Genomic DNA, 24,469 nt, shown 5'->3' with positions numbered 1-24,469 from the left:
CGGCAATTTCGCGTCCGCCGCGCTGCCGCGTCCGAGCAGCGACGATCCGGTCACCTTCCTCGTGCCCCTCGATACGCTGACGCCCGACAAATGGCCGGCCTTCGCGCAAGCCACCTGCGGCGAACGGACGCGGTGCAAGTTCCTCGGCTGGCGCGATCCGGCGGCAGTCCCGGCCCGCGCGGGGCTGGCATGGGAACCGGCCGCGCTGAACGCGATGTCGTTCAGCTATCTGCGCGACCGGGGCGCGGGCGTCGAAAAGCAGTTGTGGAATTGCCAGCTCGTATCGCGGCCCGCTTCGTCGTGCATGCGTCGCGCGATCCCCGCGCCGCCAATGCCCGCCGCGACCGTCCGCGGCGATACGCCGCCGCTCACCGGCGTCCGGCGTAGCGGTGATCCGGCCCCTGCCCCGCCCCGTCAGCGCAGTAGGGCGGCCGACAGTCGATCGGCATCCTCGACCGCGACATCGACGACGTTGGGTCGGCCCATCCCCTTGGCACCGGCGGTATCGACATGCACCGTCGCCAGCCCCAACAGGCGCTGGAGCGGCGAGCGGCGCACCGACACCGCCTGGATACGGGCCAGCGGCACGATCCACACCTGCTTGGCCAGCACCCCGCGCATCACCTGCAACGTGTCGCCGACGATCGCATAGCGGTGTCGCCGCCGCGCGAGGATCGCCAGCACCACCGGGATCGGGACCAGCAGCAACGCCAGCCCCGCCAGCGGCACGAAGAACGCGGCGACGGTCACCGCGATCAGCGGCACCCCGCCCCGCACGATGCCGGTCCGCACGACATGCCCGAACGCAACCGGACGCAGCGGAAGCGGATCGAACGGCGCATAGCCCGCCGCGGCGAGCACCTGCGCAATCTCCGCTTCGCGGGCGAACGGCGCGACGCTCTGCCGCCCGCCGACATCGTCGCTGCCGCCCAGCGTCTGCAACCGCAGGCCCGCCCAGCCCAGCCGTCCGCTGACCATGCCGCGTTCGATCAGTGCCAGCTGGACACGGCGCAGGCTGAGCGCGATTTCGGTCCGGGTGGCCAGCCCGCGCACGCGGCGCAACCGGTCGCCTTCGCGCTCCAACCGAAATCCATGCTCGACCAGCAGCGTGCGCAGGACGCCGCTGATCGCGCCGACCAGCAGCGCGACGACGGCCGCCATGGCCGCGAACAACGGCGTGGCCCATGCGATCGCCTCGCGCCGCGCGACGCCGGCCCAGTCGCGGACATCGACCCAGTTCCACCCGATCAGATCGCCGACCTGATTGAGGCCGGCGAACAACACCCCGACCCAGACCAGCGAAAAGCCGAACAGGCCCATCGTCAATACGCGGCCGGGCGACATGGCGAAGACGATGTCGCGCGCCGGTTCGCGGGGCCCCGCGTCGGTCGGGCCCGTCTGCGGAACTGCCCCGCGCAAGATCGCGCGCAGCCGGGCCGCCTCGGCCAGCGTCACGCTGTCGAGCTTCGCCTCGTCCGCCTCGCCACCACCGGTCTCGACCCGCACCCGCGCCAGACCGAACGGGCGGGCCAGCAGCTTCTGGTCGATCGAAACGTCCTGAATGCGGTCGAACGGGATCGATCGCCGCTTGCGGTTCAGCACCCCGTCCGCAATCACCAGTTCGCCGTCGCCGATCGTGTACGTGAACGCCCGCCACCGTATCCACGCGAACAGCGCCGCCCCCACGATCAGCACCGAAACGATGCCGATCATCGGCCACACCCCGCTACGCGATGTGGCGGCGGCGAGCGCGACCAGCCCGGCGATTTGCTGTGGCGCGCCCGAGACGATCCGCAGGGCGATGGTGCCGGGGTGCAGCCGGCGCGGACCTTCGGTCACCATGGCGACGCCTCGATCGCGCCACGGATACGGTCACGCACCGCTTCGGCCTGATCGCGGGCGAGGCCCGGCACCGTGACCCGACTATGGTCAGTGCCGGCGGTGTGCAGCACCAGCGTCGCGACGCTGCAGCCGCGCTCGATCGGCCCCTGTGTCAGGTCGATATGCTGGACGCGGCCGATCGGCACGATGGTATGTACCCGCGTCAGCCAGCCATGACCGATGTGCAGTTCGCGCTCGTCGAGTGCGAAGCCCCAATGCGCGAAGCGGCGCGGCGGGGCGATGGCGACCAGCCAGATTGCGATCAGCACCGCGAGGCCCGCGGCGATGCCGTTCGGCAGATCCTGACCGTACAGGATCGCCTCACCCACGCCCGCCAACAGCAGCACGACCAGCGCGACGACCGCCGCCCGCCAGCGCAGCACGGTAACGAACCGACGGTCGAGCGGCGCGAGCGAAAGGGGCATAGGGTCCATGGCAGTGTGATAGGCAGGCAATACGGCGCACTCAAGCGAATCCCGATGCGATCGCCCCGCGCCTCTTGTGCGCGGGCGCGGGCGGGGCCATAGCGCCCGCGACAAACCCCATTCGGACTTGAGGCAAGCTGCATGAAACTCCGCATCGTCGTGACGCTCAAGAACGGCGTACTCGATCCGCAGGGCAAGGCGATCGAACACGCGCTGGCCTCGCTCGGCTTCGCGGGCGTCGGCGAGGCACGGGTCGGCAAGCTGATCGAGCTGGACGTCGCCGACGGCACCGATGACGAAACGATCGACGCGATGTGCCGCAAGCTGCTCGCCAATACGGTCATCGAAAACTATCGGGTCGAACGCGCATGAAGACCGCCGTCATCGTCTTTCCGGGGTCGAACTGCGACCGCGACATCGCGGTGGCGCTGGAATCGGTCACCGGTACCGCGCCGACCATGGTCTGGCATCGCGAAACCGACCTGCCCGACGATATCGGTCTGGTCGCCGTGCCCGGCGGCTTTTCCTATGGCGACTATCTGCGATCGGGTGCGATTGCCGCACGGTCGCCGGTGATGCGCGCCGTGGTCGATGCGGCGGGCAAGGGCCTGCCGGTGCTCGGCATCTGCAACGGGTTCCAGATCCTGACCGAAGCAGGACTGCTGCCGGGCGCATTGATGCGCAACCGGGGCCTGTCCTTCGTCTGCCGCGACGTGGCGCTGCGCGTGGGGGAGGCCAGGTCGGCCTTCACCAGCGGATATCGCGCGGGCGACACGATCCGCGTGCCCGTCGCGCATCATGACGGCAATTACGTCGCCGACGACGCGACGCTCGACCGGCTGGAGGGTGAGGGTCAGGTGGCGTTCCGCTATGCGGAGCCGGTCAACGGCTCGGCACGCGACATTGCCGGACTGGTCAATGCCGAGGGCAATGTGCTCGGCATGATGCCCCACCCCGAACGCCGCATCGAAGCGGCACATGGCGGCCGCGACGGTCGCGCCCTGTTCGAAGGATTGCTGGCACGCGTCGGCGTCTGATCTAGCGCGACCGCCTGCTTCCCGCGAATGGGGAGAAGTCGGTCGCGGCATCGAACACATCGACCCCCTCGCGCCGCTTCAGCCAGCCGACCACGGCATAGGTGACCGGCGTCAGCACGATTTCCCAACCGACCTTCATCGCCCAGTTGGTGACCAGGACGGTCAGCACCTGCCCGGTCGGCCAGACGCCGAAGAACGCCAGCGGGTAGAAGATCGCGCTGTCGACCGCCTGGCCGACGACGGTCGACCCGACCGTCCGCGTCCACAACGCCCGTCCGCCGGTCCAGATCTTCATGCGGGCGAGGACATAGGCGTTGACGAATTCCCCCGCCCAGAACGCGGCGATCGAGGCGAAGACGATGCGCGGCACCTGTCCGAAGACCGCTTCATAAGCACCCTGCCCCGTCCAACCGTCTGCGGGCGGCATCGCGACGACGACCGCCGCCATGAACGCCATGAACAACAATGCCGCAAAGCCGACCCAGATGCACCGCCGCGCCCGGGTATAGCCATAGACTTCGGTCAGCACGTCGCCGATGACATAGGATACCGGAAAGAACAGGATGCCCGCGCCGAACACGAACGGCGCACCGCCAATGTCGATCGCCGCAACCTTGCCCGCGCCGATGATGTTCGACAGCAACAGGATGGCGACGAACGCCGCCATGACGATATCGAAATGGCGGAACCCCCGCGCCGGAAGCGTAGCGGCGTCGATTCGGGGCAACGCGGTATCGGACAGTTCGAGCATGGCCGCGTTATGATAGCGGTTCCGGTTTGCCGCAATGCACGCTAACGAAGCGGCGGGCACCCGTAGCTCAGCTGGATAGAGCAAGGAGCTTCTACCTCCTTGGTCGGGGGTTCGAATCCCTCCGGGTGCGCCATTTTCATATGTCCTTTGCCACAACCGACCGGCATTTCGTCCGACGTGGTGGACCGCGGTGACACCCACTGACCTGCCCCAACGATCATCGAGCGGACCCATCATCCCCGAACGTGGCAAGGGTGACGTTGCCGATCGGACAGGCTTGTACGGCAATCCGTTCGCTGACGTGGCGGCTTGGACACCAAGATTGGCTGACACCCTGCCAGCACCGCACAATTCGAATCGAACAGCACAAGGCATTAAATAAATTCAATATTGCCTTGCTCGGAAACAATTATCATATATTTACGAACAAACGATTGCACGCGAGGCGGTCGGCAGGAGGGGGTTGCGATGAAGCTGAGCCGTGTGCTTCTCACCGGACTGATCGGGGTTTCCGCAACGACGCCTGCCGTTGCGAAGGTGACGGCCCCGCAGGATGCCCGCGTTTTTCGCCTCGATGGCGGCGGCGTGACCTATGCGCTCGGTGTCGACGACAAGGGATATCTGCAGCCGCTCTATTGGGGGGCAACGCTCGCGGCGGGCGATCCGCTGGTTGCGACCGATCCGGTGAAGACCGGCGATCCCGTGCTGGTAAAGGCCCCTGGCGAACTGTCCGGCTTCGATCCCGCCGGTTCGGTGACGTTACAGGAATATCCGGGTCAGGGCGAAGGGCTGGTCAGCGATCCGGGCATCAAGACCATTTTTGCCGACGGCAATCGCGACCTCGTGCTCAAATACAAGTCCCACCGGGTGCAGGGCGAGACGCTGCTGGTCGAACTGGTCGATATCCGGCGGCCGCTCGGCATTACGTTGCGCTACACGATCGATCCTGAAACCGGCGTGCTGGCGCGATCGGCATCGGTCCGCAACGGCGATCGGCGTGCGGTGCGCGTCGACCAGATCGCCTCGGCGGTGTTCACCCTGCCGGTCGGCGACGATTACCGGCTGCACTATCTGACCGGTCGTCATGCTGCGGAATGGACCAGGAAGGACGTGGCGATCACGCCGGCGCTGACACTGCTGGAAAGCCGGCGCGGTTCGACCGGCCACGGCAACAATCCGTATTTCGCGATCGGTCGCGAAGGGATCACCAGCGAGGACGCCGGGCCGGTATGGTACGGCGCGCTGGCATGGTCGGGATCGTTCCGGATCAGCGTGGGGCAGGACAATCTGGGTCGTGTCCGGGTCATGGGCGGCTACAACCCCTATGACTTCTCGTGGTCGCTGAAGCCCGGCGAGACGCTCGACACCCCCGTCTTCTACGCGGGCTATTCGGACGGCGGTATGGGAGGCGCATCCCGCACCTTCCACCGTTTCCAGAACGCGCACATCCTGCCCGGTGGCGAACGCGCCAAGCCGCGCCCGGTCGTTTACAACAGCTGGGAAGCGACCGCGTTCGACGTGACCGAGGCGGGACAGGAAGCGTTGGCGGAGAAGGCAGCCAAGATCGGCGTCGAACGCTTCGTCGTTGATGACGGCTGGTTCGGTGCGCGCAACAGCGACAAGGCAGGGTTGGGCGACTGGACCGTCAACCGCACGAAATTCCCCAATGGTCTGAAGCCGTTGATCGACAAGGTCCATTCGCTCGGTATGGATTTCGGTCTGTGGGTCGAACCGGAAATGGTCAATGTCGACAGCGACCTGTACCGCGCCCACCCCGACTGGGTGCTGCAGTATCCCGATCGTCCCCGGACCGAGGGCCGCAACCAGCTGGTGCTCAACCTCGCGCGGACCGATGTCCGCAATCATCTGCTGGCAGTGCTCGACAGGCTGGTCGCGGAGAACGACATCGCCTTCCTGAAATGGGATTACAACCGCAACTGGACCGAAGCCGGATGGCCGGCGGTGCCGGTGCAGGATCAACAGCGCGTATATGTCGAATATGTCCGCAACCTGTACCACATCCTGTCCGAACTGCGGCGACGTCACCCGAAGCTGGAGATCGAAGGCTGCTCGGGCGGCGGCGGTCGTGTCGATCTGGGCATCCTCGGTTTTTCCGACGAAGTATGGCCGTCGGATAATACCGATCCGGCCGACCGGTTGATGATCCAGGACGGCTTTACCCAGGCCTATCCGGTATCGGTGATGATGGCGTGGGTGACCGACAGTCCGAACTGGGCGAACACCCGCGCGACCTCGCTCGACTATCGCTTCCTGTCGTCGATGCAGGGCGGGCTCGGCATCGGGGCCAATCTCGACAAATGGCAGGCCGAGGATTTCACCACCGCCGCCAAATGGGTCGCGGCCTACAAGACCATCCGTCAGACCGTGCAGCGCGGGCAACTCTATCGCATCGATCCGCCGACCAAGGATAACGCATCGTCCGCGACGATGTATGTCGGACAGGACCGGAGGCAGGGCGTGATGTTCCAGATGCTGCATTCGTCGATGTGGCGCGACAATCCGGTCGCCGAACATCCGCTGGGGCTGGACCCGGCACAGACCTATACCGTCCGCATCCTTGGTGGCGGCAAGCTGCCCGAAGGTGTGCCGGCGCGGGCCAGTGGTGCCTACTGGATGGAGCGCGGTCTGCGCGCACCGCTCAAGGGCGACTTCGTGGGGTCCGCTTTCGTGTTCGACGCCGTGACATAGTCGATACTACCGAGGGGACAGAGCCCATCCAGAAGGCTCGCCCCTCCCCGATCACCATCATTCTCAAGGGGAGGATATCTATGCGTATGTCATTCAAGACCGTATTGCTCGCAGGCGGAATGCTGCTGGCCGGACCCGTGTTCGCGCAGGACGCCACCCAGCCCGAAGCGGGCGCACCGCAGACCAGTCCCGCCGGCACCGTGCAGGAACCGACACCCGTTGCCGCACAGGTCGGCCCTGACACCCCCGAGGTCGCCGACGATATCGTCGTTACCGGCATCCGCAGCAGCCTCGCGTCGTCGGCACGGGTGAAGCGGGAGTCGCAACAGATCGTCGATACGATCTCCGCCGAGGATGTCGGCAAATTCCCCGATGCGAACATCGCGGAATCGCTGCAACGGATCACCGGCGTCGCGATCGATCGGTCGGGCGGCGAAGGCCAGTTCATCACCGTTCGCGGTCTCGGGCCGGAATTCAACACCGTGCTGGTCAACGGCCGGGTGATGGCGACCGACAATCCGGGTCGTGAATTCTCGTTCGACGTCCTGTCGTCGAACATGATTCAGCGCACCGACGTGTACAAGTCGAGCGTTCCCGAATTGCAGGAAGGCGGCATCGGCGCGACGGTCAACATCATCACCGCCCGGCCGCTCGATGGGCGCAGCGGCTTCCACCTCGCCGCGTCGGCCGGTGGCATTTACGACACGCTGCGCGAGAAGCTGAGCCCCGACCTGTCGGCGGTCACGTCGCTCACCAACGATGCCAAGACGATCGGCATCGTCCTGTCGGGATCATACACCGACCGTCGCAGCCAGCTGGATTATGTGCAGACCGATGGCTGGCTGTTCGGGCCGCAGAACGTCGTCAACGGCAATGCGAATTCGACCGGGCTGACCACCGCCGCGCTCGGCAATACCGGCGCGACGGTCAACGTCCCCCAGAACCTCGCCTTCGCACGGCAGGAGGACCGGCGTAGGCGGATCAATCTGGCCGGTGCGTTGCAGGCGAAGCTCGGCGACCAGTTGCTGCTGACCGTCGACGGCATCTTTTCGAAGTTCGACGTCTTCACCCACCGCAACATCTTCGCGAATTTTTATTCGTCGCCCTATATCGGGTTGCAGGTCGACGATACCGGTACGGCGACCGGGTTCAACCGCCCCGGACAGCAGTTCCTTGCCGCCAATCCGTTGCTGTCGCAGCGGGTGTCGCTGTCGCAGAACGACAATATCGTCAACAACAACGATCGCCGTACCGAAACCTATCAGGTCGGCGGCAACCTGAAATGGAACCCGGCGGACGATGTCGAGGTTCGGTTCGACGCGTCGACGTCGAAGGCGAAACAGCGCAACCCGACCCAGTTCGTCGTCGTCGGGTCGCTCGCACAGACCAGCCCGCGTTTCGACCTGAACAAGGGCGAGGACCTGCCGACCGCATCCAACTTCGGCAACATCACCGATGCGTCGCTGATGCGGGCGCATTACACCGGCGTCGAAAACAACCGGGTCAGCGACCGCAGTTCCGAATTCCACCTCGATACCGACTATCAGATCCAGAACAGCATCCTGAAGACGGTCCGGATCGGCATGGCCTATTCGGACCGGACGAAGCAGCGGCGCTTCTTCAACAACTCCGACGGCGGTTGCGCGTACTGCGGCTACGACATTCCGATGGATACGTCGCTGCTGTCGCCGTTCAAGCTCGACAACTTCCTGCCCGGCGTATCGGGCAGCCAGAACGTGCCGCAGCAATTCTTCACCTATGACCCGAATGCCGTCATCGCGTTCCTGTCGAATCCGACGAACCTCGCCCGGGCGCGTCAGGGGCGGACGGCGGCCGAACAGGCTGCGGAGGCTGCACGGCTGCTGGCATTGCCCGGCGGTCCATACGGGGTCCGCGAGAATCCCGGCAGCCAGTTGAACGTCAACGAACGGCTGCTCGCGACGTACATCGCCATGTCGTTCGGTGGCGATAACTGGAGCGGCAATGCCGGTGTCCGCGTCGTGCGGACCCAGACGGAGTCGCGCGGCTTCGCGCAGCCCGTACTCGACATCACCAACACCCGCGGCGACGATACGCTGGTCTTCACCTATGGTGCGTCGACGCCGGTCTCGGTCGGCAACAGCTATGTCAACGCGCTGCCGTCGGCCAACATCAAGTTCAATGTCACCGACAAGCTTATCACCCGTGCCGCCTTCTCCCAAACGGTGACGCGGCCGACGCTGACTGACCTTGGCGTCGACAACTCGTTCGGCGGCCGCATTTCCGTGCCGCAGTCGAGCGGCGGCAACCCGACGCTGGAACCGTTCAAGTCGACCAACTACGATATCTCGGTCGAATATTATCTGAACTCCATCAGCTATGTCAGCGCCGGCGCGTTCTACAAGAAGCTCGATAACTTCCTCGAACTCCAGACGCTGCCGATCCAGCGGTTCGGGCGGACGTTCCAGGATACCCGGACCCGTAACGGGCAGACCGGCTATATCCGCGGTATCGAAGTCGGGGGCCAGTACACGTTCGACTGGTTGCCGAGTGTGTTGTCGGGCTTCGGTGTGGCCGGCAACTATACTTATGTCGACAGCAAGGCCGAGCGTGACTCCGCGCTGGCGGATTACGAATGCGGTTATAACGGCCTGTCGCCACATTCGGCGAATGGCAGCGTGTTCTTCGAGAAATACGGCATTTCGGCACGGACGTCCTACAATTGGCGCTCCGAATATCTCCGCGCATGTCGTTCGGACCAGGGTCGCCCGCGCAATCGTTCGGCCTATGGGCAGCTCGATTTCAACGTCGGCTATGACGTCACGTCGAACGTGCAGGTCTATGTGCAGGGGGTGAACGTCACCAACCAGCGGATCCACGAATGGTCGGCGATCGAAGACCGCTTCCTGCTGCTGCAGGAGACGGGCGCGCGGTATAATTTCGGCGCGCGGGTGAAGTTCTGACGAACGGACACCCGCCTGCCGTTCGCGGGCGGCCGGCGGGTGTCCCGATCGGTCGCCGCGTTACCGTGATCGGTCAGGCATAGGCGTAGGTGCCGCCCGCCTTCAGTGCTGCCTGATAGGCGGGACGGGCGTGGATGCGATCGAGCCACGCGATGGTGCGGGGGCGGGAAGCGTCGAGGCCGGCGCGGCTGCGTGCGGCTTCGAGGGGAAAGCTCATCATGATGTCGGCGGCGGTCATCTCGTCGCCGGCGAACCATTCGTTCGCGGCGAGATGCGATTCTACATAGTCGAGATGGACGTCGATCATCGGCTGAATCTTCTTCTGCGCCGCCTTTCCCAGCAGCGGCACGCGACCGAGCACCAGCTTCACCAGCAACGGCGGCATCAGCGAGCCTTCGGCATAATGGAGGAAGTGGCGGTAGTGGAGCGCGGCGCGGCGATGGGCGGGCGTGCCCAATCGGCCATCGGCCCGCTCGACCAGATATTCGACGATCGCGCCGGTTTCGGCGACGACCAGCGCACCGCCGCTGCTGCCGGCGTTGCCATCCTCGATCACCGGCGACTTGCCCAAGGGGTGAATACGGCGCAGCTCCGGCGGTGCCAGCATCGTCGCCTTGTTCCGCTCATAGCGCTTCACCTCATAGGGAAGCCGCAATTCCTCGAGCAGCCAGAGGACGCGTTGCGAGCGGGAGTTTTCGAGGTGATGGACGACGATCATCAGCGACATTCCTGCACGGGTTCAGCGGATTGCTACTGCAATGCCGGTGGCGGGCGTCGGTTGCACGCGATCGAAGCAACGGCCCAAAAGTCACAAAGGTCACACTTGCCACGTGTTCACCAACGCGCCGCTCCCCCGGTGATGGATCGACGACAAGCGATCGACCGGGCAGCACCGTGCCGCCCGGTCGATCTGCCCGATCACATATCGTCGTCACCATCGTCGGCGTCGGGACCGGCCATCATCTCTTCCGCGACCTTTTCGGTGCGCTGGCGGATCGCCGCCTCCAGCTTGTCGCGCAGTTCGGGATGTTCGGTCAGGAAGTTCTTCGCGTTCTCACGCCCCTGCCCGATCCGAACGCTGTCATAGCTGAACCACGCGCCCGATTTCTCGACCAATCCGGCCTTCACGCCCAGATCGAGGATCTCGCCGATCTTCGAAATGCCCTGCCCGTACATGATGTCGAATTCGACCTGCTTGAACGGCGGTGCGACCTTGTTCTTCACCACCTTCACGCGGGTGGTGTTGCCGATGATCTCGTCGCGATCCTTGATCTGTCCGGTGCGACGGATGTCGAGGCGGACCGATGCGTAGAATTTCAGCGCGTTGCCGCCCGTCGTCGTCTCCGGATTGCCATACATCACGCCGATCTTCATGCGCAGCTGGTTGATGAAGATCACCATGCAGCGCGAGCGGCTGATCGATCCGGTCAGCTTGCGCAAGGACTGCGACATCAGCCGCGCCTGCAGGCCGACATGGCTGTCGCCCATCTCGCCCTCGATTTCGGCCCGCGGCACCAGCGCCGCGACCGAATCCACCACCAGCACGTCGATCGCGTTCGAGCGGACTAGCGTATCGACGATTTCCAGCGCCTGTTCACCGGTATCGGGCTGCGACACGATCAGTTCGTCGATGTTGACGCCCAGCTTCTTCGCATAGACCGGGTCGAGCGCGTGTTCGGCGTCGACAAAGGCGACGGTGCCGCCGCCCTTCTGCGCCTCTGCCAGCACATGCAGCGCCAGCGTGGTTTTCCCTGAGCTTTCCGGGCCGTACACTTCGATCACGCGCCCGCGCGGCAGGCCGCCGACGCCGAGCGCAATGTCGAGGCCGAGCGACCCGGTCGAGATCGCCTCGACCTGCATCGCTTCCTTCTGGCCCAGCTTCATCGCCGAACCCTTGCCGAATGCACGATCGATCTGCGCCAGCGCGGCGTCGAGCGCCTTTTGCCGTTCGCCTGCCGCCTTGTCGTTTGCCGCCGCCATCTTGCTATCGACCGCCTTCAGATTTGCCGCCATGTCCAGCCTTTCGCGTAGAGCAACCGCGTCGAGGGTTCAACGCGTCTGTTGGATTTGCATGTATTCGTTTTGTTCCCATTCCGCAAGCGGTGTGGTGATCGTGGCGGCGATTCAGGTTGTGGGGGGTGAACCGCGTTGCCAAGCTCGGGGGCGCGCTAACGAAGAAGAAGCGGGACCCCGGATCAAGTCCGGGGTGACGGTACTCTGGTTGGGCCCCCCCCTACCCCGCATGGCCGATCTGGCCGTTGTCGGCATCCAGATCGCGCAAATCACGCCCGCGGGTTTCGCGGCCGAACCATGCGACCAGCACCAGCGACAAGGCGGTCGGGACCATGACCATCAGCGACGACGCCCCCATCGACAGCGCGATGCCGGCGATCGTCAGCCCCTGCGCGATCAGGCCGCCGGCCTTGGTACAGGCGGCGACCCAGCCGGTCGCGCGGCCGCGCACCCGCATCGGGAAACTCTCGGCGGCGTAGGGCAGGACGATGGCGATGATGCCGTTGGTGCCGACGATCAGCAGCGCGACCGGCAGGACCGGGCTGCCGCTGCCCGCTAGTTCCAGCTGCAACACCAGCAGCAGCCCGGCAAGCGTCAGCGCGATCATGACGGCGAGCGACCATTTCGTGCTCCACCGGCTGTAGAGGAAGGCGGCGAGGAAGACGGTCGGAAAGGCGATCAGCGCGCTTTCGGCCAGCAACCGGCTCGACACGCCGACCGAATAGCCCTTGGCGACCAGATCGGCGGGGAGCCACAGCAACAGGCCGAAATTGACGAGGCCCCAGGACAGCGCACAGATGCTGAGCGCCGCCAGCTTGCCATAGAGTTTGACCCCGGTCAGCGCGGTCGCGCGCGGGCCGGTGATGCGGACGGATGCGCGGGTGGCGGTCGCGCCGAAACGGCGCATCACCGCCTCCGCCTCCTGCACCCGGCCGCGCGCCAGCAGGAACTTGGCGGACTCGGGAATCAGCGCGCCGAGCAGGACCAGCGTCAGCCCGGTCGGCAGATTGGCCAGCCACAGGATGCGCCAGCCAAAGACCGGTTGCAGGATCGCCGAAATGCCGCTGGCGGCGAAATAGCCGCCAACCGCGCCCAGCCCGCCGACCAGCACGAGGCTCCAGCCGCGATGGCGGTTGGGCATCATCTCGGCGAGCAGCGCATAGGTGACCGGCAACATGCCGCCCGCCGCCGCACCCATCATGAAACACATGGCGATGTTCCATGCGAGGCTGGGCATCGCGCCGCAGATCGACGTGCCGACGAACATCACCGCCGACAACAGGATCGACGCCTTTCGCCCATAGACGTCGGCGATCCAGCCCCATAGCACCGATCCGGTGACGGTGCCGGCGAGCGCGAAGAACGGCACCAGCGACACGGTACGTTTGGGCACGCCATATTCGGAAATCATGCCGGGCACGGTGAAGCCCAGCGACGCGGGCTTCATCACGTCGATGACGAGCGCCACGACCAGCACCGCCATCAGGCCCCAATGGGCGAGCGACAATTCGGCATCCTCGGGCGCGGCGACGACGATATCGGCAGCGGCGGCGCGCTGCGCGGCCAAGTTGCGCGGGAGCAGGCCATAGGCGGCGACCAGCGTGCCGAGCACGATCAGCGCCATGCCGCCCAGCATCATGCCGTCCATCGGCATGCCGGCCATGCGATAGCCCATCGACCGCGCCATCGCGAACATCGGCAGATGCGCGACGACCCCGATCGTCACCGCGACACAGCCGAGCACGAACGCCCAGACGGCCTGCCGGTCGGACAAGGTACTGTTGATCGAACCCATCGCCTGCCACTCCCCGATGCCGGGGTAGCGGGTGGCGGTCGCCCCGAGAAGACGGAATTATCGGGGTGACGGCCGATGGATCAACCGGTCGTGGTTTCCTGTGCCGCGCGGCGTTTGTGCAGGTCGCTCAACGCCTCGGTTTCGGTAAGGTCGACGATATGGGTGGTGAGCGTGCCGGTGCGGCGCCGGACCCGCGATCCCGTGGGCGTGCCAATGGTCGCGCGTACCGTGAAGCGGTCGATGCGATACAGGCCGGGATGACCGGGCGCGACGCTGAGCGGTACATAGCGGCGCTCGGCGACCTGCTTGACGATGCCCGAACGCCATTGGCCCAGACCGGCATCGCGCAGCACCTCCACGCCCGCCGTCCGGCCGTCGGGACGAATCCAGTATCCGACATCGGCAAAGCGGATTTCCGAATCATGCCACGGATTCACGCTGGCGACGAAGTTGATGTCGAAAACCGGTTTGGAAAAGAGCAGGCGCGGCTGTTCGTCGGCCGACTGACGCAACCGGGCGGCCAGCACGTCGATCGCGCCGTCATCGCCCTTGGCCACGGCGATACGCGCGTCGAGCATCGCGCGCAGGTCGGCCATCCGCCGGTCACCCGGCCCGGCCAGCGCCACGGCGTCGTCGGCGAGGCGGCGTGCCGTCCGGTAATCGCCGCGGGTCGAGGCCACGACCGCGCGGCGGAGCGCTGCACCGGCCGCCATCGCCGGTTGGTTGGCGGCAAGCGCGAGCCGCTGAACCGTGTGATACGCGTCGTCGGCCGCGTGGCTCTGCCCGATACCCAGCATCGTATCGCCGAACGTCAGTTGCTCGGTCATGGTCGCGAGGTTGGCATTGCCGAGATGGCGACGCAGGATCAGCAGGTTGTTGCGGGCCGATGCGGTCCATAGTTCGCGGTCGCCCTCATGTTCGGCGACGGTGGCCAGCGTCGCATACAGGCTGGACACCGGGCCGGGCAGCTGCGCGGCATGGTCGCGATTGCGCCGGATCGCCGCCCGCAATGTCTTGCGCGCGACGTCGTAGCGGCCGCCGGCAAATTGTTCGACCGACGCCTGGAGCGATGCCTCCACCTCCTCGGCGGGCGGGCAGCCGCGCGCGAGGCAGGCGGCGAGCGCGTCTTCGGCACGGTGGCCGACGACCACGATTTCATCGGGGGCCGCCGCCGGGGGATGGGCGATCTGGGCGAGCAGGAGCAGGGCCAATCCGGACATGGCCACAGGCTCGTTCCGGCTCTGCGGCTTGTCAAGCAGCGGTATACGAAGTTAGCGCGGTTTTCGATCAAGTTGCCGCACGAAAATTGCCCTGCGGACGGCCGCCGAAGATCCGTTTGGCAACTCGCGAAGGAGCAAGGTTCAGGGCAGTGCCGGCCCGCAAAACGCGCAACCGCGCATTTTCAGACAGTTAAGCGAGGTCGTTCAGCGCCTTCTCGACCGCGTCCATCGTGAACGGCTTCGACAGCACCGGACGGTCGCGGTGCGCGGCCTCAATCATGTCGCCCGACCCGCCGGTCGCCAGCACGAAGGGGATGCCCGCCGCCGCCAGCCGGTCCGCGACCGGCCAGCTCTTCTCCCCGGCGCGCAGATGCACGTCGAGGATCACCGCATCGATGCCGCCGCGATCGACGGCCGCCAGTGCCGCGCCGACATTGTCGGCAGTACCGGTGACGGTTCGACCGAGCAGATCGAGGAAATCCTCAAGCATCATGGCGATCAGGGGTTCATCCTCAACGACGAGGATCCGGGCGGGCGAAGTCATATGCGCGGTCCTTAGCGGTCAAAGCGGGAACACCGCAACAGGATTCCACGTACCATCAGGTGTTCGACAGCGCGTCGCGCGCCGCCGTGGCGAGTTGCTGGACCGAAAACGGCTTGGGCAGGAACGAAACTTGATCCAGATCAATCGATCGACGCAGCTGCTCTTCGGCGTAGCCCGACATGAACAGGATCGGCAAGGTCGGATAGACTTTGCGTACGTGGCCGACCATCGTCGGACCATCCATCGTCGGCATGACCACGTCGGAAATGAGCAGGTCGATATGCGGCCGGTCGGCGAGCAGTTCGAGCGCGACCTCGCCATTTTCGGCGGTCATCACGGTATAGCCCTGTCGGGTGAGCGCACGTTCGGCGATGGCGCGGACCATGTCCTCGTCCTCGACCAGCAGGATCGTGCCCGACCCCCATGCCGGCGCGGTCGGTTCGGTCTTGAGCTTCGGGTTGGTGCCAAGGCGCGGCGGTTCGGCGGCGGCGGCATGGACCGGCAGGTGGATGACGAAGGTCGCGCCGCGCCCGGCACGCGATTCGGCAAAGATATAGCCGCCCGACTGTTTGATGATGCCATAGACGGTCGACAGGCCGAGGCCGGTCCCCTTGCCCACTTCCTTGGTGGTGAAGAAGGGTTCGAAGATCTTCGGCAGGATTTCGGGTGGGATGCCGGTGCCGGTGTCGGACACCTTCATCGTCACATAATCGCCGATCGGCAGGACGTCGTCGTCCATCGCGCGGACTTCCTGCGCGCTGGTCGCCAGTGTTTCGATGGTCAGCACGTTGCGGTTGCCGCCCTGCGACAGCATCGCGTCGCGGGCATTGACCGCGAGGTTGACGACGACCTGTTCGAGCTGCCCCGGATCGGCGCGCACCGACCCCAGACCGCGCCCGTGATTGACGACCAGTTGCACCGTCTCCCCCAGCAGCCGCTTGAGCAGGTTCGAGACTTCGGAAATGACGTCGGGCAGCTGCAAGACCTGCGGGCGCAGCGTCTGCTGGCGCGAGAAGGCGAGCAGCTGGCGGGTCAGGCTGGCGGCGCGGTTCGAATTGGCGCGGATCTGCTGGATATCGTCATAATCGCTGTCGCCGGGCGAATGGCGCATCAGCATCAGGTCGCAATGGCCGATGATCGCGGTCAGGATGTTGTTGAAATCATGCGCGACACCGCCGGCGAGCTGGCCGACCGCCTGCATCTTGGTCGCCTGTGCCACCTGCCGCTTGAGCTTGCCCTCCTCGCCCGTATCGCGCAGCGACAGGACGACGGCGGCCTCGCCCAGCCCGCGCGCACCGGCAATGGTCAGCGCGATCGGTTCGTCGGAACGATCGGCCAGCCGGACCGCCATGTCGGCATTGTGCTGCGCGCCACCAGCGAACCGGCGGACGGCATCGGCCAGCGCGGCCTTGTCCTCACGCACCACCAGATCGCCCGGATAGAGTGGCGGCGCGACCGGATTGACGCCGGTCGCGCGGATGAAAGCGTCGTTCATGTGCAGGAAGCGCCCGTCGCGATCGACCAGCGCCATGCCGACCGGCAACAGCGACACGAGCGCGCGCACCTGCCCCGCCGATCCCGGCGCGGCGATCGGCATCAGCCCGACCGGCGCCTCCTCCTCGTCGAGCAACGCCACCAGCATCGGCCCGGCAGGATCGTCGGTAATCGGGACCTGTACGATGCGCAGCGGATCGCCGCCCAGCCCCTCGCGTTCGAAGCGCACCCGACCGCGATGGTCGGTGACGAGGAACCGCGCGAAATCGCGGCCCTCGATCGCGGCGTCCTCATTGCCGACGGCACGGGCGCGGAACACGCGGTTGGCAGCGCGGATCCGGCCATCGGGGCTGAGCAGCGCGAGCATCACGCCGGCGACGCCCAGCCGGTCGCCGGCGGTGCCGGCGATCATGTTGCGCATCGTCATCGCCTCGGCAATGACCTGCCCGCCTTCGAACTGCCAGACGAGCATGTTGTCCCCGGCGCGGCTGAGCGTCACGTTGAGCGGGGCATCGCCCTGCCGCACCGTCGCCCGCGCCTCGCCGTCGCGCCACGCCGACCGGGCGGCCCCCGCCAGCGTGTTGGCATCGACCCCGTCGCCCAGCACGCCCGGCGGCGTCGGATATCCGCCGAACATCGTCGCGAACCGGTCATTGGCGCTGACCAGCCGCCCGGCCCGGTCGGTCACCGCCAGCGCGAGCGGACAGGTGGCGGCGATCGCCTGCACCAGCGACCAGTCGACGCTCGGCTCGACGGGTTCGCGGGTATCGGTCCAGTGCAGCACCGCCTGCGCCACGCCGGCCAGCACCACCGCCGCCGCGGCGAAGCCGGTCGCTACGGCCACGCTGCCGATCAGCCACAGGACGATGGCACCCGCAACGACCCCGGCGGCAAGCGCAGTGATCAGGGGCAGGACCGGCGACGGGCCAGCGGAAAATTTCGGCAGCATGGTTAGGCTGTTGGGATGGTTGGCCCCCGCACGTCAAGCGTTGTGCGGGTGACAGGGTGCGGCGCGCCGGCCGGATGGCGGCAAACGGAATGTTTGCTTGTGCAAATTCACGTTCGTCGCATTTCGGGCCTCTCTCGACTGAACCGGGAGAGGGATACAGGGGCCTGCCAACTCGACTGGTTTACGAAGGTTGAGAGCAGGGTGAGATGAGCCTCGCGGCTCGCACGCTCGCATCAGCGAGCGCCCCCCTCCCAGCTTCGACTAAAGCCAATCGACATTAAGCTGTCAGGCCAGCGAAATTCTCCCCTTCCTGACAAGGGAGGGGCTGGGGGTGGGTCGGTCTGGGGCTGGGCGAGTCGCTTCCTCGCTGGCCAACCCACCCCCGACCCCTCCCTTGTCAGAGAGGGGAGAAGTCGAAACCTTACTGAATGTCGGTCGGCCCTAGGCCTTTGCAGATGCAAAGACCAAGTCTGCGCATCCCTCTCCCCTAACGGGGAGAGGGAACGGCATTTACCAGATGCGGACGCGCTGTTCGGGGGGCAGGAACAGATATTCGCCCGCCGCCGGCTTGTAACCCGAATACCACGGGTCGAGATTGCGGACGACCCACGCGCGCTGTTCGGACGGGCTGTGCGGATCGGTCAGCAGCCGCTGGCGCAGATTCGCCTCGCGGTAGCTGCGCCGCCACACCTGTGCCCAGCCGAGATAGAAACGCTGTTCGGGGGTGAAGCCGTCGATCGCCTTCTGCTCGCCCGGATAGGCATGGGAATAGGCATCCCATGCCGCGGTCAGCCCGGCCAGATCGGCGATATTTTCGCCCAGCGTCAACTCGCCCTTCACATGCATGCCGGGCAGCGGTTCGTAGGCGTCATATTGTTTGACCAGTGCGGCGGTGCGTTCGTCGAACCGCTTCACGTCCTCGGCGGTCCACCAGTCGGTCAGGCTGCCGTTGACGTCGTATTTGCGACCCTGATCGTCGAAATGGTGGCTGATTTCGTGCCCGATCACCGCGCCGATCGCGCCGTAATTGATCGCCGGATCGGCGTTGGGATCGAAGAAGGGCGGCTGCAGGATCGCGGCGGGGAACACGATCTCGTTCATGACCGGATTCGCATAGGCGTTCACCGTCATCGGCGTCATGAACCATTCCCATTTCTGGATCGGCTTGCCGAGATGCTGGACGTTGTAACGCTGCTGCCACTGGTTCGCGCGGACCATGTTGCCCAACGCGTCGCCGGGCGTAATCGTCAGGTCGCTCATGTCGCGCCACTGGTCGGGATAACCGATCTTGGGCGTGAACGCGGCCAGCTTGGCGCGCGCCTTCGCCTTGGTCTCGGGTGCCATCCAGTCGAGGTTATCGATCCGGCGGCCCATCGCCTCGGTCACGTTGCGGACCAGTTCGTCCGCCGCCGCCTTGGTCGCGGGCGGGAAGAATTTCGCGACATAGGCCTTGCTGACATCGTCGGCGACCGCCTCCGACGTGAAGTCGACCGCACGCTTCCACCGTTCCTCCTGCTGCGGCGTGCCCGACAGGACGGTGCCGTAAAAGGCGAAATTCTCGGCATCGAACGCCTTGGGCAGCACGCTCGCAAAATTGTCGAGCGAGCGGAGCAGCAACTGGTCTTTCAGCACGCCGATCGGGGCCGCGCCGATCACCCTGGCCATGCCGGTGAACGCGGTCGGCTGGGCGACGATCACATCGGGGGTGCTGGCACCGAGGGTGCGGAAATAGGTCGCGAAGTCGAACCCCGGCGCTTTGCGCTGCAGTTCGGCGACGGTCATCTTGTTATAGGTCTTGTTCGCGTCGCGGCTTTCGATCCGGGTCCAGTGCGCGCGGGCAATCTTCGTTTCGAAGTCGACGACCGCCTTGGCCCGCGCCGCTGCATTCGATTCACCCGCCAGCGTCAGCACCTTGGCGAGATGCGCTTCGTAGGCCTTGCGCGTTTCGACCAGCTTGGCGTCGGTCGACAGATAGTAATCGCGGTCGGGCAGGCCGATGCCGCCTTGTGCGCTCTGCAACGCATAGACCTGCGGCTGCTTGTCGTCAGGACCGACATAGGCACCGAACGGCCCGCCAACACCGGTCTGCGCTGCCTTCGCCGCGAGCGCGGCATAGCCGGCCTTGGACGAAAGGCCCTTGATTTCGGTCAGCCACGGCTGGATCGGGGCCAGCCCCTTCGCCTCGATCGCGTCGCTGTCGAGGAAGGTCGCATAGGCGACCCCGATCTTCGAGTTGGGATCGCCCTTCGCCTCATCGAGCAGCTCGCGGGTCCGCGTCTTCGACAGGTCGTCCAGCGCGGTGAACATGCCGTAGCTCGACTTGTCGGCGGGGATCGGCGTGATCTTTTCCCACGCGCCATTGGCATATTTGTAGAAATTGTCGCCCGGCTTCACCGCGCGATCCATGCCGGTGACGTCGAAGCCGAAGTCGCCGATCTCGGGCTTGGGTGCCGGCGCAGGCTCGGCCATGGCGGTCGCGGGGGTGGGCGTGGCCGTCTCGACGGGCTGCGTGGTCGCGCAGGCCGACAAAGCGGAAGCCGCGAGCAAGGTGGTCAGGACGAAACTACGCCGCATCGGGAAAGCCTCTTCGTATCGGGTGATACGGTCATGCTGCACCCCGGCATATCGATCGTCAATATCTGGTTTGACCCAAAAGGCCCTCTCGCGTCCTTTCCATCTCCGTTTGCTTCGAGCGCAGGTTCGAGCTTGTCGAGAACCGTAGTCGAGAAGGGGTTGCCCCAAACACAGGGTTCTCGACGGACGCTTCTCGACAAGCTCGAAGCTGCTCGAACCGAACGGAGATGCTATAGGGAAGCCCGCGCTCCATGCCCCCGCCGCTTCCACTTGGCGGCGATCCACCACCGCCAACCGAGCGCCGCGACCGCATAGCCCAGCACCGCGCCGACCACCGAGCACACGACCATGCCGAGCGCGGTCGCCGGGCCGACCTCCGCCACCAGCCATTCGAGCCAGCCCGGCGGCGTGGCGACGGCGTCGCCGATCGGCCGGCCCGGCACGACCCGGTCGAGGTGGAGCAACCATGCCCCGACCTTGTAATAGAGAATGAACAGCAGCGGCGTGGTGATCGGGTTGGTGAAGAAAGTGGTCAGCGCCGCCGCCGGCACATTGGCGCGAAGCGGCAGCGCGAGGACCGCCGACGCCGGAATCTGACCCAGCGGGATCAGGATGCCGGTAAACATGCCCAGCGCCACGCCGCGCGGGACCGAGCGGCGGGTGAATCGCCATAATTCGGGCGCGAGGACACGGTGCGCGACCGGCCGCAGGAAGCGGTTGGCCTCCATCGATTCGCGCGTCGGCAGGTTCGCGCGGACCCAGCGGAGCGCACGGCTGCCCAGCCCCCGGTCGTCGCCAGCGGGATCAGCCACGGTCGCGGAGCAACCTTCCCTGTTCACGCTTCCAGTCCCGTTCCTTGATGTGCTCGCGCTTGTCGTGGGTCTTGCGACCCTTGGCCAGTGCCAGTTCGACCTTCGCCCGCCCCTTGCCGTTGAAATACACCGATAGCGCGATCAGCGTCATGCCGTCGCGCGCCACCGCGCCGTGCATCTTGTTTATCTCACGTTCGTGAAGCAGCAGTTTACGCGGACGACGCGGTTCGTGATTGAAGCGGTTGCCGTGGCTGAATTCGGGGACGTTGGAATTGATGAGCCACACCTGCCCGTCGCGGACATCGGCATAGCTTTCGGCAATCGACCCCTCGCCGAAGCGCAACGCTTTCACTTCGGTGCCGGTCAGGGCGATCCCGGCCTCGTACACGGTGTCGATCTCGTAATCGAACCGCGCGCGGCGGTTTTCGGCGACGGTCTTTTTCTTGTCGAACAGCTGGGGACGCGGACGGCTCATGCGCGGGACATAGGAGGTCAGGGGGCGCAGGGGAAGCGCCGGCCGCAAAGTCCTCCCCGCCCCGCGGGGAGGGGGACCGCCGCGTAGCGGTGGTGGAGGGGGGTGGCGGCGCACCGCAGCGTTGCGTGTGCGGACCGCCCCCTCCACCAGCTTCGCTGGTCCCCCTCCCCGTGCCGGGGAGGACTTACGCGTCCAGCGCTTCCCGGACCTTCCTTGCCAGTTCGTCGACGTCGAACGGCTTGGGCAGCAACCGCGTCCCCGGATCGAGCACGCCGTTATGCACCACGGCGTTGCGGGTATAGCCGGTGGTGTAGAGCACGCGCAGTCCGGGGAACATGGTCAGCGCGCGGTCGGCAAGCTCGCGCCCGGTCATGCGCGGCATCACCACGTCGGTGAACAGCAGGGTCACCTGCAACCCGTTTTCGAGCATCTCGACCGCCTCGAACCCGTCCGACGCATGGAAGACGGTGTAGCCGAGATCGCGCAGCACCTCGACCGAGAAGCTGCGGACGCGCATCTCGTCCTCGACCACCAGGATCGATTCATGCGCGCCGCCGCCGCGCACCGGCCCGGTGGTCAGGCGGGGGGTCGGGGTCGGCGTCTCGCCATAGAAGCGCGGCAGATAGAGGCGGACCGTCGTCCCCACCCCCGGCTCGCTATAGATGCGAACATGCCCGCGCGACTGACGGACGAAGCCGAACACCTGGCTGAGGCCAAGGCCGGTGCCGCGCCCGACCGGTTTGGTGGTGAAGAACGGATCGAACGCCTTGGCCAGCACCTCGGGCGGCATGCCGGTGCCGGTATCGCTGACCGCGATCAGCACATATTGCCCGGCCGCCATGTCCGCCTCGCGCGCATAATCGTCGCCGACATGGGCGTTCGCGGTTTCGATCGTCAGCCGTCCGCCGTCGGGCATCGCGTCGCGGGCGTTGACGGCAAGATTAACGATCGCATTTTCGAGCTGCCCGCGATCGGCCTCCGCCCGCCACAGGCCGGCACCGAGCACCGTCTCCACCGCGATGCGTTCGCCCAGCGTCCGCGCGAGCAGGTCGGTCAGGTCGGCGATCAGGCGGTTGCCCTCGACCGGTTCGGGCGACAGCGGCGACTGGCGCGAAAAGGCGAGCAGCCGCTGGGTCAGCGCGGCGGCGCGGGTGGCGCCGTCCTTCGCCGCCTCGACATAGCCGCCGACATCGTAGCGACCGCTGGCGAGCCGCCGGTCGATCATGTCGAGCCCGCCGATCACCACCGCCAGCATATTGTTGAAATCATGCGCGATGCCGCCGGTCAGCTGGCCGACGGCCTCCATCTTCTGCAACTGGCGTACCTGGGTTTCGGCAGCGGCGCGGGCGGAGGCGGCGTCGTGGAGTTCGGTCGCGACCCGTTCGAGCTGCGCACCCTGTCGCCCGACCTTCGCCTCCAGCCGGAGCAGCGCATCGGCGCGCTGGATCGTGACCCAGCTGATCTCCGCGACTTCCTGCACCAGCGCGATTTCGCCCGGCAGCCAGTGGCGGGGTTCGGCATGACCGATGATGAGCAACCCTTCGAGCCGCCCGTCGCGCCGCAGCGGTACGGCAAGGCCCGACCTCGCGCTGTAGCTGGCGACGGTATCGGGCTCGAACCGGTCGTCCTGTGCAAAGGCGTCGGACACAACCGTCCGGCCGGCGCGCAGCAGCGACGTGTTGCTCCGGCCCATCCGGTCGATCGAATGATCGCCGATCAGCGGCGGCAGCGCGCCGTCGTTCCAACCGGCGATATAGCGGACACGATTCTCCCCGACCCGCGCGAAGCAGACGCGGTGGACGTCGAGCCGTTCGCCGAGCGCCCGGGCGGTGAACCGCATGATCGTTTCGGGATCGGTCGCCGCGCGCTGACGGGCGCTGAGCGACAGGACGAACTCGCGCTCGACCTTCGCCGCCAGCGTCGCCAGCTCGGCCTGTTTGCGGTCGTCGATGTCGTAGCTGACGCCAGGGAAATGGGCGGGGCGGCCTTCGTCGTCGAAGCTGCACCGGCCCTGCGCCGAGACCCAGCGGCTGGTCCCGTCGGCACGCACCACGCGATATTCGGCGATGAAGGTGCCGTCGCCCGCCGGGTCCATCGCCACCGCGATCTGCTCTTGCGCTCGTGGCAGATCGTCGGGGTGGATCGCGGCGAAGAAGGTGCCGATCGGCGCCCCCGCCTCCGCCACCGCCGGATCGACGCCGTAGAGCAAGGCGAAGCGCGAATCGGCGCGGACGACGTCGCCCTGCACGTCCCAGTCCCATGCGCCGATATGGCGGCCCGCCGACAATGCCTGTTGCAACCGTTCGTCGGCGGCGGCGCGCTCGCGCTCGGCCACGACGCGGGCGGTCGTCTCGCCGGTGACGCACAGCAGGCCCGCGACCCGGCCCTCATCGTCGAAGGCGGGGGAATAGGTGAAGCTCCACCAGCTGTCCTCGGGCTCGCCGGTGCGGGCGAGGTCGAGCTTCATGTCGGTCGCGGTGACGCTGCCGCCGGCCATCGTCTGCTCGACCAGCGGCAGCAATTCGTCCCAGATGTTCGACCAGACGATGTCGAATCGCTCGCCCAGCGCGCCGGCGATCCGGATGCCCAGCAACGGTCGATAGGCATCGTTATAGAAGCAGCGCAGCTCCGGCCCCCATGCCAGGAACATCGGCGTGGGGCAGGAGAGCATCATCGCCAGCAGCGATCGAAGCGATACCGGCCAGGAATCGATCGGGCCGAGCGACGTGCGCGACCAGTCATGGGCAGCGATCTCGCGACCGGTAATGGTCTGCTGCGACAGGTGTCCGTTAGGCATATGAACGACGTTTTACGATCGACGTGGTGCTCCCGCAATAACGGGTGGCGA

At 66.2% G+C, this 24,469-nt stretch carries 17 protein-coding genes and 1 tRNA gene; 5 read left to right on the top strand and 13 right to left on the bottom strand.

The genetic code is table 11. The features are described from left to right. Positions 1 to 414: 414 nt before the first annotated feature. The gene (locus ASE70_RS20480) at positions 415 to 1,842 is read right to left on the bottom strand and encodes a PH domain-containing protein (protein WP_056403878.1); all 1,428 of its coding nucleotides are present in this window, start codon (positions 1,840 to 1,842) and stop codon (positions 415 to 417) included. Next, on the bottom strand, positions 1,836 to 2,315 hold the full coding sequence (locus tag ASE70_RS01200) for a PH domain-containing protein (RefSeq protein ID WP_082439116.1): 480 nt from the start codon (positions 2,313 to 2,315) through the stop codon (positions 1,836 to 1,838). Before ASE70_RS01200 ends, ASE70_RS20480 begins: the two co-directional genes overlap by 7 nt. 132 nt (positions 2,316 to 2,447) lie before the next feature. Between ASE70_RS01200 and purS the strand changes: the two genes are divergently transcribed. Together purS and purQ are read left to right on the top strand one after the other, a co-directional pair. Continuing rightward, positions 2,448 to 2,678 (top strand): phosphoribosylformylglycinamidine synthase subunit PurS, encoded by a 231-nt coding sequence (gene purS / locus ASE70_RS01195; protein WP_055999839.1) that lies wholly within the window; start codon positions 2,448 to 2,450, stop codon positions 2,676 to 2,678. Beyond that, complete coding sequence (purQ, locus tag ASE70_RS01190) at positions 2,675 to 3,343, top strand: phosphoribosylformylglycinamidine synthase subunit PurQ (RefSeq protein WP_056500485.1); 669 nt, start codon at positions 2,675 to 2,677, stop codon at positions 3,341 to 3,343. Before purS ends, purQ begins: the two co-directional genes overlap by 4 nt. 1 nt (position 3,344) lies before the next feature. Here the strand turns inward: purQ and ASE70_RS01185 are convergent, their stop codons facing one another. After that, positions 3,345 to 4,094 carry a queuosine precursor transporter gene (locus tag ASE70_RS01185; protein ID WP_200925573.1) on the bottom strand — a complete coding sequence of 250 codons (750 nt, stop codon included), beginning with the start codon at positions 4,092 to 4,094 and terminating at the stop codon, positions 3,345 to 3,347. Positions 4,095 to 4,150: 56 nt separating this feature from the next. On the opposite strand from ASE70_RS01185, the gene ASE70_RS01180 reads away from it, so the two are divergent. The 3 genes from ASE70_RS01180 (at position 4,151) to ASE70_RS01170 (ending at position 9,745) form a co-directional block, all read left to right on the top strand. Next, positions 4,151 to 4,227, top strand: a tRNA-Arg gene (locus tag ASE70_RS01180). Between the two features lie 335 nt (positions 4,228 to 4,562). Then, positions 4,563 to 6,803 (top strand): alpha-galactosidase, encoded by a 2,241-nt coding sequence (locus ASE70_RS01175; RefSeq protein ID WP_082450476.1) that lies wholly within the window; start codon positions 4,563 to 4,565, stop codon positions 6,801 to 6,803. Positions 6,804 to 6,889: 86 nt separating this feature from the next. Further along, positions 6,890 to 9,745, top strand: a complete 2,856-nt coding sequence (locus ASE70_RS01170; RefSeq protein ID WP_056403891.1) for a TonB-dependent receptor — start codon at positions 6,890 to 6,892, stop codon at positions 9,743 to 9,745. Positions 9,746 to 9,818: 73 nt separating this feature from the next. Here the strand turns inward: ASE70_RS01170 and ASE70_RS01165 are convergent, their stop codons facing one another. The 10 genes from ASE70_RS01165 to ASE70_RS01120 all read right to left on the bottom strand — a co-directional run bounded on the left by ASE70_RS01165 (position 9,819) and on the right by ASE70_RS01120 (position 24,418). After that, positions 9,819 to 10,466 carry a glutathione S-transferase family protein gene (locus ASE70_RS01165; protein WP_200925580.1) on the bottom strand — a complete coding sequence of 216 codons (648 nt, stop codon included), beginning with the start codon at positions 10,464 to 10,466 and terminating at the stop codon, positions 9,819 to 9,821. Between the two features lie 197 nt (positions 10,467 to 10,663). Further along, the gene (recA, locus tag ASE70_RS01160; RefSeq protein ID WP_200909460.1) at positions 10,664 to 11,758 is read right to left on the bottom strand and encodes a recombinase RecA; all 1,095 of its coding nucleotides are present in this window, start codon (positions 11,756 to 11,758) and stop codon (positions 10,664 to 10,666) included. Between the two features lie 220 nt (positions 11,759 to 11,978). Continuing rightward, positions 11,979 to 13,553 (bottom strand): MFS transporter, encoded by a 1,575-nt coding sequence (locus tag ASE70_RS01155; protein WP_056500482.1) that lies wholly within the window; start codon positions 13,551 to 13,553, stop codon positions 11,979 to 11,981. Positions 13,554 to 13,633: 80 nt separating this feature from the next. Continuing rightward, positions 13,634 to 14,773, bottom strand: a complete 1,140-nt coding sequence (locus ASE70_RS01150; RefSeq protein ID WP_056500479.1) for a hypothetical protein — start codon at positions 14,771 to 14,773, stop codon at positions 13,634 to 13,636. A 190-nt stretch (positions 14,774 to 14,963) separates the two neighbouring features. Further along, on the bottom strand, positions 14,964 to 15,317 hold the full coding sequence (locus ASE70_RS01145; RefSeq protein ID WP_056403449.1) for a response regulator: 354 nt from the start codon (positions 15,315 to 15,317) through the stop codon (positions 14,964 to 14,966). Between the two features lie 55 nt (positions 15,318 to 15,372). Beyond that, positions 15,373 to 17,760, bottom strand: a complete 2,388-nt coding sequence (locus ASE70_RS01140; RefSeq protein ID WP_056500477.1) for an ATP-binding protein — start codon at positions 17,758 to 17,760, stop codon at positions 15,373 to 15,375. 510 nt (positions 17,761 to 18,270) lie between these two features. After that, entirely contained in the window at positions 18,271 to 20,334 is a 2,064-nt protein-coding gene (locus tag ASE70_RS01135; protein WP_056500812.1) for a M13 family metallopeptidase, read from the bottom strand. Between the two features lie 230 nt (positions 20,335 to 20,564). After that, complete coding sequence (locus ASE70_RS01130) at positions 20,565 to 21,146, bottom strand: DUF2062 domain-containing protein (RefSeq protein ID WP_443024818.1); 582 nt, start codon at positions 21,144 to 21,146, stop codon at positions 20,565 to 20,567. Continuing rightward, positions 21,139 to 21,621: an SsrA-binding protein SmpB gene (gene smpB, locus ASE70_RS01125; protein WP_055759935.1), complete on the bottom strand. Its 483-nt coding sequence runs from the start codon at positions 21,619 to 21,621 to the stop codon at positions 21,139 to 21,141. The genes ASE70_RS01130 and smpB overlap by 8 nt, the downstream gene beginning before the upstream one ends. A 184-nt stretch (positions 21,622 to 21,805) precedes the next feature. Further along, a complete protein-coding gene (locus ASE70_RS01120) occupies positions 21,806 to 24,418 on the bottom strand; it encodes an ATP-binding protein (protein ID WP_056500473.1) in 2,613 nt (870 codons plus the stop codon). Positions 24,419 to 24,469: the final 51 nt, after the last annotated feature.

The sequence above is a fragment of the Sphingomonas sp. Leaf22 genome, from assembly GCF_001421715.1.
In the GTDB taxonomy this organism is placed as follows: domain Bacteria; phylum Pseudomonadota; class Alphaproteobacteria; order Sphingomonadales; family Sphingomonadaceae; genus Sphingomonas.
Note: the sequence above shows the minus strand (reverse complement) of the source record. Positions and strands in the feature narration are given on the sequence as shown.